15 protein-coding genes are annotated in these 13986 nt (G+C 67.3%); 6 read left to right on the top strand and 9 right to left on the bottom strand.

Annotation, left to right across the window (positions count from 1 at the left end; genetic code table 11):
• Nucleotides 1–241 precede the first annotated feature (241 nt).
• The 4 genes from BSF38_RS07225 to BSF38_RS07210 all read left to right on the top strand — a co-directional run bounded on the left by BSF38_RS07225 (nucleotide 242) and on the right by BSF38_RS07210 (nucleotide 3156).
• The gene (locus BSF38_RS07225) at nucleotides 242–751 is read left to right on the top strand and encodes a UvrB/UvrC motif-containing protein (RefSeq protein WP_076344317.1); all 510 of its coding nucleotides are present in this window, start codon (nucleotides 242–244) and stop codon (nucleotides 749–751) included.
• Between the two features lie 61 nt (nucleotides 752–812).
• Complete coding sequence (locus BSF38_RS07220) at nucleotides 813–1298, top strand: UvrB/UvrC motif-containing protein (RefSeq protein WP_076344315.1); 486 nt, start codon at nucleotides 813–815, stop codon at nucleotides 1296–1298.
• Nucleotides 1295–2359, top strand: coding sequence for a protein arginine kinase (locus tag BSF38_RS07215; protein WP_076344313.1), 1065 nt, complete (start codon nucleotides 1295–1297; stop codon nucleotides 2357–2359). The genes BSF38_RS07220 and BSF38_RS07215 overlap by 4 nt, the downstream gene beginning before the upstream one ends.
• Nucleotides 2360–2439: 80 nt before the next feature.
• Nucleotides 2440–3156 carry a J domain-containing protein gene (locus tag BSF38_RS07210; RefSeq protein ID WP_076344311.1) on the top strand — a complete coding sequence of 239 codons (717 nt, stop codon included), beginning with the start codon at nucleotides 2440–2442 and terminating at the stop codon, nucleotides 3154–3156.
• 30 nt (nucleotides 3157–3186) lie between these two features.
• On the opposite strand, the gene coaD is transcribed toward BSF38_RS07210, so the two are convergent.
• The 6 genes from coaD to BSF38_RS07180 form a co-directional block, all read right to left on the bottom strand.
• Nucleotides 3187–3768, bottom strand: a complete 582-nt coding sequence (gene coaD, locus BSF38_RS07205; RefSeq protein ID WP_083712760.1) for a pantetheine-phosphate adenylyltransferase — start codon at nucleotides 3766–3768, stop codon at nucleotides 3187–3189.
• Between the two features lie 10 nt (nucleotides 3769–3778).
• A complete protein-coding gene (locus tag BSF38_RS07200; RefSeq protein ID WP_076344309.1) occupies nucleotides 3779–4957 on the bottom strand; it encodes an aminotransferase class V-fold PLP-dependent enzyme in 1179 nt (392 codons plus the stop codon).
• A gap of 35 nt (nucleotides 4958–4992) precedes the next feature.
• The gene (locus BSF38_RS07195) at nucleotides 4993–5202 is read right to left on the bottom strand and encodes a hypothetical protein (protein ID WP_076344307.1); all 210 of its coding nucleotides are present in this window, start codon (nucleotides 5200–5202) and stop codon (nucleotides 4993–4995) included.
• On the bottom strand, nucleotides 5199–5759 hold the full coding sequence (locus tag BSF38_RS07190; protein ID WP_076344305.1) for an HYExAFE family protein: 561 nt from the start codon (nucleotides 5757–5759) through the stop codon (nucleotides 5199–5201). Before BSF38_RS07190 ends, BSF38_RS07195 begins: the two co-directional genes overlap by 4 nt.
• Nucleotides 5760–5852: 93 nt before the next feature.
• Entirely contained in the window at nucleotides 5853–6347 is a 495-nt protein-coding gene (locus BSF38_RS07185) for a YkgJ family cysteine cluster protein (protein ID WP_076344303.1), read from the bottom strand.
• Nucleotides 6344–7426 (bottom strand): site-2 protease family protein, encoded by a 1083-nt coding sequence (locus tag BSF38_RS07180; protein WP_076344301.1) that lies wholly within the window; start codon nucleotides 7424–7426, stop codon nucleotides 6344–6346. Before BSF38_RS07180 ends, BSF38_RS07185 begins: the two co-directional genes overlap by 4 nt.
• 240 nt (nucleotides 7427–7666) lie before the next feature.
• On the opposite strand from BSF38_RS07180, the gene aroB reads away from it, so the two are divergent.
• Both aroB and dprA read left to right on the top strand, forming a co-directional pair.
• Complete coding sequence (gene aroB, locus BSF38_RS07175) at nucleotides 7667–8818, top strand: 3-dehydroquinate synthase (RefSeq protein WP_237170780.1); 1152 nt, start codon at nucleotides 7667–7669, stop codon at nucleotides 8816–8818.
• Between the two features lie 17 nt (nucleotides 8819–8835).
• Complete coding sequence (gene dprA / locus BSF38_RS07170; protein WP_237170779.1) at nucleotides 8836–9957, top strand: DNA-processing protein DprA; 1122 nt, start codon at nucleotides 8836–8838, stop codon at nucleotides 9955–9957.
• A gap of 6 nt (nucleotides 9958–9963) precedes the next feature.
• On the opposite strand, the gene BSF38_RS07165 is transcribed toward dprA, so the two are convergent.
• The 3 genes from BSF38_RS07165 to BSF38_RS07155 all read right to left on the bottom strand — a co-directional run bounded on the left by BSF38_RS07165 (nucleotide 9964) and on the right by BSF38_RS07155 (nucleotide 13802).
• Nucleotides 9964–10833, bottom strand: coding sequence for an alpha/beta hydrolase (locus tag BSF38_RS07165; RefSeq protein ID WP_076344299.1), 870 nt, complete (start codon nucleotides 10831–10833; stop codon nucleotides 9964–9966).
• Nucleotides 10834–10959: 126 nt separating this feature from the next.
• Complete coding sequence (locus tag BSF38_RS07160; protein WP_083712759.1) at nucleotides 10960–12096, bottom strand: PP2C family protein-serine/threonine phosphatase; 1137 nt, start codon at nucleotides 12094–12096, stop codon at nucleotides 10960–10962.
• On the bottom strand, nucleotides 12093–13802 hold the full coding sequence (locus BSF38_RS07155) for a sensor histidine kinase (RefSeq protein ID WP_076344295.1): 1710 nt from the start codon (nucleotides 13800–13802) through the stop codon (nucleotides 12093–12095). The genes BSF38_RS07160 and BSF38_RS07155 overlap by 4 nt, the downstream gene beginning before the upstream one ends.
• Between the last annotated feature and the right edge of the window lie 184 nt (nucleotides 13803–13986).

The following is a 13986-nucleotide window of genomic DNA, read 5'->3' as shown; positions in this document are numbered from 1 at the left end:
CGACGCGCCGGCGCGGTCCACGCAGGTTGGAGACCTTTCGCGGCCGGAAAGTTCGGGCGCTCGGGCGGCTGGGGCAAAGTTGGGTTTCTTGACACCCTTGAGGGGGAAATTAGAATGAAAAATACGATATGATGCAGAACGATCTCGTGATCGGCGTTCGCGCGTCGTCGGGTTCTCTCAGGTCGAGGTCCCGCGGAACAGGGTTTGTCGCCAGCTCTTCCCGGGCTGGCGGAGAGACGACATGAAATGCCAAAAGTGTGCGAAGCCTGCGACCTTCCACATCACCGACATCATCGAGAAAGGGAAGCATCACGAGTATCATTTTTGTGACGAGCACGCCCGACAGCACCTGGCTCCTCCCGAGGAGTCGCTCGATGCGCCGCCGATCAGCGAGCTGGCCAAGAAGCTGGTCGTCAGCCCGCCGGGATCGATGAGGGAGCCGTCGCCGGCCGACAAGCAGGTTTGTCCGGTCTGCCAGATCACGTTTCTCGAGTTCCGGAACTCGGGGCGGCTGGGATGCCCGTACGACTACGAGGTTTTCCGCGACGAGTTGATGCCGTTGCTGGAAAGCATCCACGGCGAGACCCGACACTCGGGGAAGGTTCCCAAGCGGGCCCCGCGCAACACGCAGCAGCAGACCACCTTGATCCAGCTTCGCAACGAGCTCAAACGGGCCGTGGCGGCCGAGGACTACGAGGCGGCGGCGAAGCTTCGCGACAAGATCAAAGACATCGAACAGGATCAGGGTTGATCGCCGCGGGCCGTCGGCCCTGGCGAGGAATGCTTGAATCGGGCCCAGGGGTGGCCCGCTCATGATTTGTCAACGGTGCCAAAACGAGGCGTCGGTCCATCTCACGGAACGTGTCGGCGGCAAGCGGCAAGAGCTTCACCTCTGCGCCGGCTGCGCGCGGAAGGCGGGGCTGGTGTTGCCCGAGTCGGCCCCGGACCTGGGCCTCGAATCGGTCGTCCAGAGTCTCATCGTCCAGAACGTCGGCGAGCTGGTGGGCGAGTTGGCCGAGCTCGCCTGCCCCGACTGCGGGACGCGGTACATGGACTACCGGACCGACGGCCGCCTCGGCTGCCCGCAAGACTACCGCGTCTTCAGCAAGGGGCTGCTGCCGTCGCTCCAGCGGTTCCACGGCGCGACCCGGCACGTCGGCAAAACCGCCCGGCTCCGCCCCGCCGCCGTCCACCGCCTCCGCCTCCGTTCGCAACTGCGCGAGGCCGTCGCCCGCGAGGATTACGAAGCGGCCGCCAGGCTCCGAGATCAGATTCGCCTCAAGGATACACACGCATGACTCTGGACGACCTGACGAGAACTTCCGGCGAGTGGCTGCGAGGCGCGGGACCCGAAAGCGATATCGTGATGTGCTCACGCATTCGCCTGGCCCGCAACCTGGCCGACTTCCCGTTCACCAACCGCGCCAGCCGCAGCGAGAAGGCCGAGATCGAGGCCCACTTCAAGTCGGCCCTGGAAGGCGCCAAGATTGAGGCCGGCTACTTCGACGTCAACGGCATGTCGAACCTCGACCGCCAGTTCCTAGTCGAGCGGCAGCTCATCTCACGCGAGCTTTCCAGCGGCGAAGGCCCGCGCGGGGTGGCGGTGACTCCCAAGGAGAACATCGCCATCATGGTCAACGAGGAGGACCACCTCCGCATCCAGTACATGCTCTCGGGCTTCCGCCTGCCCCAGGTCTGGGACGAGATCACCGCGCTGGACGACCAGCTTGAGGACGACATCGCCTATGCCTACAGCTCGTCGCTGGGCTACCTGACCGCCTGCCCGACGAACGTCGGCACCGGCATCCGCGTCGGCGTGATGGTCCACCTTCCGGGGCTGGTGGCCAACAAGCAGATCGACAAGGTCTTCCGCGCCCTCCAGAAGATCAACCTGGCCGTTCGAGGTTTCTACGGCGAGGGGAGCCAGGCGTTCGGCGACTTCTACCAGATCTCCAACCAGCAGACCCTGGGCAAGAGCGAGGAGGAGCTGATCAAGATCCTCACCGACGTGGTCCCCCAGGTGCTCCAGTACGAGCGGTCGGCCCGCCAGGAGCTGGTCACGGGGCGCCGCCAGCACCTCCACGACCAGGTGAGCCGGGCCTACGGCGTGCTCAAAACGGCCCAGACGATCTCCAGCGAGGAGACCATGCTGCTGCTCTCAAGCGTCCGCATGGGGATCAACCTGGGCCTGATCGACGACCTCTCGATCGCCACCGTCAACGAGCTGTTCATCCAGACCCAGCCCGCGTTCCTCCAGAAGCTGCGCGGGTCGGAGCTGGGGGTCGAGGAGCGCAACGTCGCGCGGGCCTCGTACCTTCGCAGCCGCCTCGGCAACGGCCGCCCCGTCGAGGAGGGATAGTCCGGACCTCGAACTCCCGCGGCTGATCGTTCGTTCGTGCGTCGTCACGCTTTCCCAATCCTCCCGACGGGGTCGTCGACTTGTCATCCTTCAGCTTCGACATCGATCCGTACGCGGTCCTCGGGGTCTCGGGCGACGCCTCGCTCGAACAGATCCGCGACGCCTACCGAAGCAAGAGCAAGAAATTCCACCCCGACGTCGGCGGCGAGGACTGGGCCTTCCGGGTCCTCGCCCAGGCGTACGAGCTGCTCAGCACCGCCCGCGTCATGCGCGCGACCCGCGCCCCGGAGGCGCCCGCCCCCGCCGCCCACGAGCGCCCGACGTCCACGCAACCGCGGAAGGACGCGGGGGGGGAATCGGTCTACGGCGGGATCATCGACAAGGACGTCGCTCCCCGGCGGTTGATCGCCGTCGAGCACCTCTGCGTCCGCTACCTCTGGGACCAGGCCGCGTACCTCTGGCTCAACCAGAAGACCTCGGAGGAGGAGCGGTTCCTGAGTTGCAGCCTGAACATCTCCTGGCCCGACCGGGGCGGCGAGTCGAGCCAGGTTGCGACCAAGGACGACTCCGCGATCCTGGCTTCGGTGAGCGAGATCTTCGACCACCTCGTGATGTCGACCCGGGCGGTCAGCTCGCGGTGTCGCGAGGAAAGCGACGGCTTCGAAGGCTGGCTGACCTACTCAAGCTTCGACCGCTCGTGGAAGGCCATGAAAAGCCTGCACGACGCAGTGCGGTCGCAAGGGCTGGGCGTCCGCCAGTGGTCACGCGACCTGTTCGTCCCACGCAACTGGAACTGACCGGAACCGGAATCAAGCGGCGGCCGGTCCTCAGGGCTTGGGGACCTTGACCTCGGCGGTTCGCTTGTCGTAGTCGACGAACGGGTCCGACGTCTGGCTGATGCTGAGCTTCGCCAGGATCGGCTCGATGAGGATCTCGGGGACGAACGGCTTGAGGGTCTCGGGGCCCCCGAACCGCGCGACCTGGCGGATCAGCGAGCTGGAGACGTACGAATACTGACCGTCGGCCATGAGGAAGACGGTCTCGATCTCCGGATCGAGCCGCTGGTTGGTGAGGGTCATGCCGAACTCGTACTCCATGTCGGTCAGCGTCCGCAGGCCGCGGAGGATCACCCGGGCGCCGATCCGCCGCACGTACTGGACCGTCAGCTCCTCGAACGATTCGACCGACACGTTGGGGAACGGCTCGACGACCCGCCGGGCCAGTTCGATCCGCTCCTCGACCGAGAACAGCGACGTCTTGCTGGGATGAATCCCGATGCCGACGACCAGGTGCTCGAACAGCAGCCGCCCCCGACGGATCACGTCGAGATGGCCGAGCGTGATCGGGTCGAAGGTGCCGGTGAAGACCGCCGTGCGGAACGGGTCGGCGCTGTGCGCGGGAAGAGGCATGAAGATCCTTTCACGGGTATTCGGGTCCGTCCGCCCGAGTCTCGCCGCGGCGCCGGCAAGCGGCGAGCGCTTCGCGCAGCCGCCGGACGTCGTCGTCGTTCGTATAGACATGTGGACTGATTCGCAGCCGGCCGCGGCGGCAGGCGGCGACCACGCCCTCGCCCCTGAGCGAGCGGACGGCCGCCTGGGGGTCGACCCCGTCCGCGGCGACGGCCACGATGGCCGAACGGTCGGGGGGCCGCTTCGAGCCGAGGACACTCCAGCCAGCCGAGGCCGCGGCTTCGCGGACGGCTTCCGCCCGGTCGAGAATCCGCTCCGAGACCGCGCGCGAACCGATCTCGCCGAGCAAGCTCATGCTGGCGGCCAGCCCCTGAAGGCCCGGCATGACGAACGAGCCCCCCTCCCAGCGCTGGGCGTTCGGCTTGAGCCGGAACGCGACCTCGGGCGAGTTGAACGAGCCGACCACGCTGTGCCAGCCCACGCCCAGCGGCCGAAGCCGCTCGATCCAGTCGCGGCGGACGTACAGGAAACCGGCCCCCTCGGGACCGAGCAGCCACTTGTGGCCGTCGGCGGCCAGGAAGTCGATCGGCGTCCGGGCGAGGTCGATCTCGAACGGACCGAGCCCCTGGATGGCGTCGACGAAGAAGGCGACCCCGCGCGACCGGCACAGCTCGCCGAGCGCGTCCAGGTCGTTGCGGAACCCGCTGGCGAACTCGACGTGGCTGACGGCCAGCATCCGGGTTCTGGCGTCCATCGCGTCCCGAAGATCCTCGATCCAGACGCGGTCGTCGCGGGTCGGAACCAGCCGGACGGCGACGCCTCGGCTGGCGAGGTTCATCCACGGGTAAATGTTCGATGGGTACTCCTCGGCCGGGACGACGATGTGGTCCCCCTCGTTCCAGGGGAAGCCCTCGGCCACCAGTCCGATCCCGTGGGTCGTGCTGGAGACGAACGCGACCTCGTCACGATCCGCTCCGATCCAGGCCGCCAGGCCGTCGCGCAGGGCCTCGACCTTGCGCTCCCACGACGGCCAGTCGACCGCGCCGTGCTCGGCCTGGTCGTCGGCCCAGGCGCGGATCGCCATGGCCGATCGACGGGGCAGGGGAGCCACCGCGGCGTGGTCGAGATAGGCCCAGTTCCGCGCCACGGGGAACTCGGCGTCTCGGAGCGTCTCCCAGTACGTCTCCATGAGCGTTCCTCGGGCTGCGTCGAAAGCGGGTCGGCTCAGCGGCGGGCGCTCTTGCCGATCAGGTAGAGGGCGCCGAACGCCAGGATGCCGGCGCCGAAATAGCCGTCGAGCGGCCGGCCCTTCGACTCGGCGTCCCCCCCGGGCTCTTCCTGGGCGTGGACCGACGGGCAGGGGGCGACGACCAGGCCGAGGGCGAGCAAACTCGCCCCGATCCGGGAAAACCAGCGGCGCGTGTCAAACTTCATCGTTCGCGTTCCTTGACGGGTTGGGGGCGTTTCGGTGTTTCGGAGAGCATGGGGAGCCATTCGAGCAGCGGCCTCACGCGGCGGCGGAAGGCCCGGCGGGCCATCGCGACGGCTTTCCAGGCCGGCCCGCGCGACCGCAGGTGCGCCAGGTAGTCGTCGAGACCGACGGCCCAGAATCGGTATTCGAGCCCCCGGAACGCGAACGCCCCGTTGTCGCGCGGCAGCGGAAAAATCTGGGGAGGCTCGGCGTAGACGAACGACAGGATCGATCGGAAGCCCGGTCCGAACATCGTCTGCCAGCGAACCAGGCCGTCGAGATCGTCGGTCGTCACCCAGTTTTCCCAGTCGCGCCGCCCACGGCGGTTCTTGCTCCGTTTGCCTTTCACTTCGACCACGAGGTTGTCGGCGAATCGAGGATACAGCAAAAAGTCGGGGTTCTTCACCCCTTCGTCGCCGAAAATCGCCCGTTTGGCTTCATCGATGGCCACGCACGGCACCCGCAGCGAGCGGATGTAGGCCTCGAAGGCCGCTTCGTAGTGGTTCGATCGAATCGCCATGGCTTCGCCTTGGTCTGGCCGGCGCCGGTTTCCCTGTAGGTCAAGGCACCACCGAAGTCGGCTTCCTCGCACACGTCCGCGAACGTCTTCATCTTATACGATCGGGGCGGACGTTCCGAGGGTCACGATCGGCAAGACCGGACCACCCGCGCGGCCGGGCCGGCGGCGGGCCGGGAGCATCGCCTCGGCGTACTCCCAGATTTGCTCGGGGGTCTCGAAGACCTTCTCGAACGCCCAGCCGCCGTCGTACTCGCAATCGTCGGTCTTGTACTCCCGGCAGATCTTGGGGCGGTTCAGATAGATCCCGCACCGGTTGTCGGCGAGCAGGTACTGGCATTTGGTCATCACCAGCAGATACCACTGCTCCTCGTGGACGTAGACGATGGTCTGCCCGTGGGCCAGGTACCAGCGGATCGAGTCGTAGTCGTCCCAGCTCTGGGGGGCGTCGATCGGCAGCGAAAAATAGTGGCAGCACTTGCCGGTGCAAAAATCGCACAGGCATTCGCCCGGCTTCAACTCGTCGCGTTTCGGCTTGCGCACCTTCGACTTCGGGGCGGGCTTGTTGTTGAGAATTTCCAACACGTTCATTCCTGGGTCTTCGGACGATTGCGGTATCGGGCGCTGACGCGGATCAGAAAACGCTGTTCCTCGTCGGTGAGGGCGGACCGGCCCTGGCGGTAGAGCTTGTCGAGGATCTCATCCATCCGACGCTCCTCGGCGGCCTCGGTCATCATCCGACGTCGCCGGCGCACGTCCGACCGCCGCCGCCGCCATCGTTCGAGGGCGCTCTCGCGGTGGGGGCGAACCACCGCCGCGCTCCCCTCCAGGCTAGTATACCCCTCGGAGAAGTCGTAGCCGAAGACGCCGTCGTCGAAGAACCCGCCGTCCTCGAGCATCCGCGACTCCGACCGCACGAACAGCTCGATCAGCACAGCCACGCCGATCAGCGTCGCCCCGTCCCCTAGGTCGCCGGCAAACAGCCGCACCACCCCGACCAGGAAGAGGATCGCCGCCGTGGCGCGCGCCGTCCAGGGGGCGATCATGCCGTCCTTGGACGCGACGATCGACGTATTGGCCAGAAAGCCGCGGAACAGCCGGCCGCCGTCGAACGGCAGGGCGGGGAGCAGGTTGACGAGGAACAGAATGTAATTGAGAAAACCGAACCAGCCGATCCACCAGACCATCGACAACGGCGCCGCCTGGGTCGTGGCATCAATCCAGGGAGCGCCGACGTCAGCCTTGTTGCTGAACGGGTTCCAGACGAACTGGGCGTCGGCGATCAGTCCCAGGCCGGCGGCGATCCCCAGGGCGAGGGCTCCGCTGATCAGCGGCCCGGCGATCGCCACGAGCATCGAGTCGACGCCGCGGGCCGTGTACGAAGGACCCGTCAGATTCCCGAGCGGCCAGAGATGCACGTCCTCCTGGTCGCAATCGAGCAGGAAGGCGGTCGCCGCGTGGGCCGCTTCATGGATGGCGAGGGCCAGGAGCAGCAGCGCGAGCCACGCCGCCGTCTGTTCGAGATTCTTCATTCCCGAATCCGCCGCGACCGCGAACGGCGCGAGCAGCAGCCGGAACGCCACGTACAAGATCAAGCAGACATGGACCTTGACCGTCGTTCCAAACCACCGGCCCAGAGGGATCGGCGACCAGGTCAACAGATCGCTCATTTATCGGCCGCTCGAGTGAGTTGCGATCGTCTTGTTTCAGAGGGCGAATCCACTTTGACTTTATCAGTCTGAACCCGTTCGGGCAATGCATCGTGCGCCTCTCGCCGCGACCGCACCGAACTTGACGAACGAACAGGCGGTTCGGCGATCGCGTCTCGGCCTTCCGGCCGAGGTGTGCTAGACTGACTCTACCTGATTGGAAACCCCGGTCGACGACGTCCCCCGAACGCCCCAGCTACCATGAACCATTCTGACGACGACAGCCGACGATTGACCGTGAACGTGGCGCTCGGGCCTCGCTCGTACGACGTCGTCGTCACTCACGACCGGCCGGCCGAGCTGTCGGCGACGGCCTCGGCCTGGCTCGAACGATCGTGGGCCGGCCGAAGCTGCCGGCGGGCGCTGATCATGACCGACGAACACGTCGCGACCCTTCCCCCGGTCGCGAACGTCCGGGACGCGCTCGGGGCGCTGAAGATCGAGGTCGAGACGGTCGCCGTCCCCCCCGGCGAGGCGAGCAAGGGGCTGGCGACGGCTTCCGAACTCTACGATCGACTGATCGCGATGAAGGCCGATCGCCACACGCTGATCGTGGCGGTCGGGGGCGGGGTGATCGGCGATCTTGCGGGCTTCGTCGCCGCGACTTACGCCCGGGGGCTGCCCCTGGTGATGGTCCCGACGACCCTGCTCTCGCAGGTCGACAGCTCGGTCGGCGGCAAGGTCGGCGTCAACCACCCTCAGGCCAAGAACATCATCGGCGCCTTCCACCAGCCGATCGGCGTCTGGATCGACACCGCGACGCTCGACACGCTGCCCGTCCGTGAGCTTCGATGCGGGCTGGCGGAGGTCGTGAAATACGGCGTGATCCTCGACGCTCCGTTCTTCGAGGAACTGGAAGGCCGGGCCGGGGAAGTTCTCGACCGTCGCCCTGAAGCATTGCGACGGATCATCGCGCGAAGCTGCGAGTTGAAGGCGATGGTCGTGACCCAGGACGAGCGCGAGGAGACCGGCCTCCGCGCCGTCTTGAATTTCGGTCACACGATCGGCCACGCGGTCGAGGCGGTCGCGGGCTACGGCGGCGGCTTCCAGCACGGCGAGGCGGTGGCCGTCGGCATGGTCGCCGAGTGCCGGCTGGCCGAACGCCTGGGCTGGATCGGCCCTGATCTGACCGCCCGCCTGACGACGCTCCTCGAACGGTTCGGCCTGCCGACGTCGCTGGCCGGCCTTGATCCCGAAGCCTTGCTCGACGCCATGGGCCGCGACAAGAAGAACCGCGACGGCCGCATCCGGCTGGTTCTGCCCCGGCGCCTCGGCGCGGTCGAGTTGACCGACGCCGCGACGATCGACGACCTTCTCGACGTTTTGCGAGACCTGTGTCGAACCGCTTCCTGACCACGAGGACTCGCTACTTGGACGCCAGCCCGGCCCAATCGGAAATCCGTGATCTGGTCGCGCTCATGATGGTGTCCGGTGTGGGGCCGCTCACGAGCCGAGCGCTGCTGGAACACTTCGGGACGGCCCGGCGCGTGCTCGACGCGCCGCTCTCGCGGCTCAAGGAAGTGCCGGGCGTCGGCCCCAAGGTGGCCGACCGGATTTGCAACGCCCGCACCGAGAACGACGCCGACGAGGAACTCGCCCTCTGCGCCCGGGACGGTGTCGACCTGATCGCGCGCGGCGACGCCCGCTACCCGGACTCGCTCCAGAACATCCCCGACCCGCCTTCGCTGCTCTACGTCAAGGGCTCGTTCGAACCGCGCGACCAGCTCGCGATCGCGCTGGTCGGTTCGCGACGGTGCACGCCGTACGGAATCCGGATCGCCGAGCGGCTGGCGACGAGCCTGGCCCGCACCGGCTTCACGATCGTCTCGGGCCTGGCGCGCGGGATCGACGCCGCCGCCCATCGTGGAGCGCTCAAAGGGGGAGGCCGAACAATCGCCGTGCTTGGCAACGGCCTGGCCGGCATTTATCCGTCCGAGCATGAAGAGATGGCCGCGGAAGTCGCCGCCCACGGGGCGGTCGTGACCGAGCTTCCGATGACGCAAGGTCCGCTCGCCGGGCTCTTTCCCCAGCGCAACCGGATCATCTCGGGCCTCTGTCTCGGCGTCATCGTGGTCGAAGCCGCGCCGCGGAGCGGGTCGCTCTCGACGGCGCACCACGCGATGGAGCAGAACCGCGAGGTCTTCGCCGTTCCCGGCCCGGTCGACAGCCTGGCCAGTCGCGGCTGCCATCGGTTGATCCGCGACGGCGCCCGGCTCGTCGAGACGATCGACGACGTCCTCGAAGAACTCGGCCCGCTGGTCCGCGAGATTCGCCCCGCGCCCGACGAGCCGGCCGTCCGCCATCCCGCCGAACTCGCCCTCACCGATCAAGAACGGTCGCTGCTGGGACACCTCGACGACAGCCCGAGCGGCGTCGACGCGCTGATCGGCCGCACCGGGTTGACCGCCTCGCAGGTCATGGCGACGCTCAGCGTGCTGGAGCTGAAGCGGATGGTCAAACGACTCCCCGGCCACCAGTTCGTGCGGGCCTGATCCGCCTCAGCCGCCGGCCGCCGGCCGATCGAGGTGAACCGCGAGCCAGCGGACGATGTCGGCGACGACCTTCTCGCGGCCGATCTCGTTGAGCGGTTCATGGAGCATCTTGGGGTAGAGGATCAGGGTCTTGTCCTCCGCTTCGACCCGGTCGAAGAACTCCCGTCCGGACTGGGGATCGACCAGGGGGTCCTGTCCGCCGATCAGCATGAGCAGCGGCGGCCGAAACTCGGCCGCCCGCGAGATAAGCATCTCGCCCCCCAGGACCATGCCGAAAAACAGCGGGGGGCTGATCCGGTGGTGCCGCAGCGCGTCACTCTGAAAGCTCGCCTGGATGCCGGGGTCGCTGGTCATCCCGCCGGAAGGCGTGTGGGCCTTGAGCGTGATCCAGGGGGCGAACCGCATCAGCATGCGTCCCAGCCAGAGCTTGGCGCGGGGGATCGGCATCGCGATCCGCAGGAACGGATTCGAGACGATCACGCCCGCGACCGCGTCGCCATGCTCGATCGCGTAGCGGAGCACGACCTGACCGCCGTTCGAATGGCCGAGCAAGTAAATCGGCAAGCCGATAAACCGTCGGCGGGCCCAGGAGACGACCGCCTGAAGATCGTCGACGAGGTCCTCGTAGCGGCGGACCACCCCACGCCGACCGGGACTCCGGCCGTGGCCGAGGAAGTCGTGCGCGACCACGTCGATTTCAAGCGCGAGTCCGAGCGCTTCGGCCGCATACGCGTACGCGCCGCCATGCTCGCCGAATCCGTGGGCGACGACCAAGACGCCGCGCGGCTGGGGCCGTCGCCACCATCGGGCCTTGAGCCTCCGCTTTCCCGACACGCTCACCGTGACGTCGTCCACGCGGTCCTCGATGGTCGGCATCCTTCGCCTCGGCTTCGTCTTGAACCCTGAAAGCGGCGGAAACGGCTGCGCTTTGGAGTCTATCAGAGACCCTCGAAATGGATCGAGGTCAATTCCCGGCGGCCGGCGCCGACTCCCCCCTCCCACTCATTCCCGGTCGAGCGAGAGCAAGGTGACGTCGTCCTGGTGACCCTTCGAGCCATTGTACGTGTTCACCGCGTCGAGCAGTTCGTCGAGGAAGTCGCCCGCCCGCGCGTTCGAGCCCTGAAAACACCCGACGAGCTGGTCGCGACCGAACATCCCGCGCGGTCCCCGGGCCTCGGTGACGCCGTCGGTGTACAGCAACAGCGAGTCGCCGGCGCCGAACGAGATCGACTCTCGCTCGCAAGGGATCTCGAACAGGGCCGACGACAGGATCGGCCCGGTCGAGTCGAGGATGAGGGAGGTCTTGTCGGCGCGGCGGATGATCGGCTCGGGGTGGCCCGCGTTGACGTACTCCAATGCGTCCCGGCCGGGATTGAGCCGCGCGCAGCAGAGCGTCACGAATCGGCCCGGATCGAAGTCGCGGAGTCCTTCGCGAATCCGGTCGACGACCGCCATCGGCTCGAAGTCGTCGACGTGTGAGGCGCGAAAACCCGCCGTGACGAGCCCGGTCATCATCGCCGCCGAGACGCCGTGGCCGACGACGTCGGCGATCAGGAGCGCAACGCCGCCGTCGCGGGTCTCGACGTAATCGTAGATGTCGCCGGCCAGCTCGCTGCAAGCCTGGTAGCGCGCGGCGATCGACAGTCCGCGAACTTCGAGCTTGGCCGGCGGCAGCAGGCTGACCTGGAACTGCCGCGCTTCCTCCAGCTCGCGCTCGACGCGGTCCAGAAACCGCTCGCGCTCCTCGCGGAGCCGACGGAGTTCGAGGCACCGGTTGACCAGCGCCAGCAGCACGCGGCGGTCGAACGGCTTCTGGATGAAGTAGAAGGCGCCCTCGTCGATCGCGCGGAGGAGGTTCTCGTCGGGCTCCTCGGCGTTGCCGGTCATGATGATCACGTCGATGTCCGGCGCGTCTTTCTTGAGCGCCCGGGTGACGTCGAAGCCGTTCATCTCGGGCAAACGGACGTCGACGATCGCCAGGTCGAAACGGGAGGTTTTCGCCTGTGCGAGAGCCCCGGCGCCCGAGTCCACGCAGACGACGCGATGCTGCCGTCGGGCGAGAATGCGCGAGACCGCCCGGAGCATGCCGGGATCGTCGTCCACCACCAGGATCGAAGCGTCTCGCGGGTCGGTCATCATCCGTCCTTTCCGATGTCGGTGGGGAATCGCATCCGGACGCGGGTGCCGGCGCCCGGCTCGCTGCGGATGTCGAACTGGCCGCGAAGCTGCGCGGTGATCGACCGGCAGATGGCCAGGCCGAGGCCGTGGCCGTTTGGCTTGGTCGTGAAGAACGGCTCCTGGAGCTTCGCCAGATCGTCGGCCGAGATCCCACAGCCGGTGTCTTCGACCACCAGTTCGAGCCAGTCGCCCTCCGCGCCGGCCTTGATTGTCAGCCGATCGCCGGGGCCGGTCGCGTCGCGGGCGTTGCTGATCAAGTTGAGCAGAAGCTGCTCGAAGTCCGCCTGCACGGCGAACAGAGAGGGGAGGTCGGCCGCGACGTTCACGACCAGTGCGACGCCGCGTCGTTCGAGCCCTTCTCGGAAGAGAAGAAGCGCCGCGTCGACCGCCTGGGCGAGCGACACGTCGCTCGGGTTGCGCGCTGAGCCTCGCGCGAAATTGAGCATCCCGCCGAAAATCCGCCGGCAGACCCGGATCGACCGCTCGACCTGGCGAAGGTCGCCGGCGGCCTCCTCGGGATCGAACGCGCCGTGCTCGACGTCGTCGAGAAGCTGCTGAACCAGCGGGAGCACCGCCCCGAGCGCGTTATTGACGTCGTGCGAGACGCCGCGCGCCAGGTCGGCCATCGCATGCTTGCGTTCGGCGTCGATCATCCGCCGTTCCAGCGTCTCGGCCCGCCGCGCGTTTTGAAGCGCGACGGCCGCCTGAGGCAAGAACTGGGAGATCAGGTCGACCTCGTACTGGCAGAACGAGCCGGCATGCATCGACGCGACCTTGAGCACGCCCAGCAGGCCCGATCGCGTGATCAGCGAGGCGCAGAGGATCGCCCCCTCGGGGGGCGCGGGGTCGCCGACCTTGGGCGCGGGGTCGTAATCCAGGAGGTCGGCCAGGTCGGTCGGGTCGCCGCCGGTCCAGTTCTTCCACTCGTCGCCGTGACGGTCGAAGCCGCGGACGACGGGCTGGGCGAGAACTTCGTGCAACGTCTTTTTGAGCGGGAACTTGCGGCCGACGTTCTCCCCCTTGGCCTTGCGCCAGGCGATCTGCTCGGCGACAACTTCCAGCACCCCCAGGTCGGCGTCGTGAATCAAGAGGGCCGCCGAATGGTCGTAGGCGGTCAGCGACCGAATCCCATGCAGCAGCTCGTAAGAGAGGTGCTTGGGATGGCTTTGCTCCATGACCTTGCGATCGACCCGCGCGCGGACCTCGCGAATCCGCTGGAGGTCGGACTGGTCGATCAGCTCGTTGGCCAGGCCGCCGATCGTCGAAAACCCTTGCCGCGCGTCCCAGTGAAAGCTCGCGCCGGGAGCCCGGAGCGCCAGCACGCCCCACATCCGGCCGTGGCGTCGAATCCGCGCGAGCATCATCTCATGCGGAACATTGACCTTCTCGCCGCGGAGGAATCCCGCGAGGAGCGCGCGGTCCCACCAGCCGCTTTCGGTAGTCTTCTGGATGAGACGGGCCTCGACGGCGCCGGGGTGGATTGTCGCGATGCATCCTTCCTTGCCGCCGAACAGGTCAATGCCCAGCTTCAGCGCGGCGCGGAGGATCTTCTCGGGATCGCGTCCCTCACGGTACTGGATGCGGAACTTCCAGAGCTGATCGGTCAGGTCCGTCGATCCCGTCGCCGCGACCGGATCGAGCGGACAACGCTCCCCTTCTTCCTTCACGGCCGCCTCCGCATTAGCTGTTCGGCCCCGTCCCGGACGCTCCGGCGACCTGACGCAAAGACCGCCCGACCTGAAATCATCGTGGGTCGGCGCGGATTTGTCCACTGGCTGCGCCGGTTCGGATTGTCTCCACTCGGGTCGTTCGGTATCGTCAATGTTCTCTTGCTCGCCTCGGCATCTGGGG

Origin of the sequence: Paludisphaera borealis, assembly GCF_001956985.1 — a bacterium.
In the GTDB taxonomy this organism is placed as follows: Bacteria; Planctomycetota; Planctomycetia; order Isosphaerales; family Isosphaeraceae; genus Paludisphaera; species Paludisphaera borealis.
Note: the sequence above shows the minus strand (reverse complement) of the source record. Positions and strands in the feature narration are given on the sequence as shown.

Coding starts and splice junctions, on each gene's coding strand:
- BSF38_RS07165 (WP_076344299.1), bottom strand. CDS start 10,833: ATGCCGACCATCGAGGACCGCGTGGACGACGTCACGGTGAGCGTGTCG.
- BSF38_RS07190 (WP_076344305.1), bottom strand. CDS start 5,759: ATGGCGATTCGATCGAACCACTACGAAGCGGCCTTCGAGGCCTACATC.
- BSF38_RS07180 (WP_076344301.1), bottom strand. CDS start 7,426: ATGAGCGATCTGTTGACCTGGTCGCCGATCCCTCTGGGCCGGTGGTTT.
- BSF38_RS07200 (WP_076344309.1), bottom strand. CDS start 4,957: ATGGAGACGTACTGGGAGACGCTCCGAGACGCCGAGTTCCCCGTGGCG.
- BSF38_RS07160 (WP_083712759.1), bottom strand. CDS start 12,096: ATGATGACCGACCCGCGAGACGCTTCGATCCTGGTGGTGGACGACGAT.
- BSF38_RS07185 (WP_076344303.1), bottom strand. CDS start 6,347: ATGAACGTGTTGGAAATTCTCAACAACAAGCCCGCCCCGAAGTCGAAG.
- BSF38_RS07195 (WP_076344307.1), bottom strand. CDS start 5,202: ATGAAGTTTGACACGCGCCGCTGGTTTTCCCGGATCGGGGCGAGTTTG.
- BSF38_RS07220 (WP_076344315.1), top strand. CDS start 813: ATGATTTGTCAACGGTGCCAAAACGAGGCGTCGGTCCATCTCACGGAA.
- BSF38_RS07215 (WP_076344313.1), top strand. CDS start 1,295: ATGACTCTGGACGACCTGACGAGAACTTCCGGCGAGTGGCTGCGAGGC.
- coaD (WP_083712760.1), bottom strand. CDS start 3,768: ATGCCTCTTCCCGCGCACAGCGCCGACCCGTTCCGCACGGCGGTCTTC.
- aroB (WP_237170780.1), top strand. CDS start 7,667: ATGAACCATTCTGACGACGACAGCCGACGATTGACCGTGAACGTGGCG.
- BSF38_RS07225 (WP_076344317.1), top strand. CDS start 242: ATGAAATGCCAAAAGTGTGCGAAGCCTGCGACCTTCCACATCACCGAC.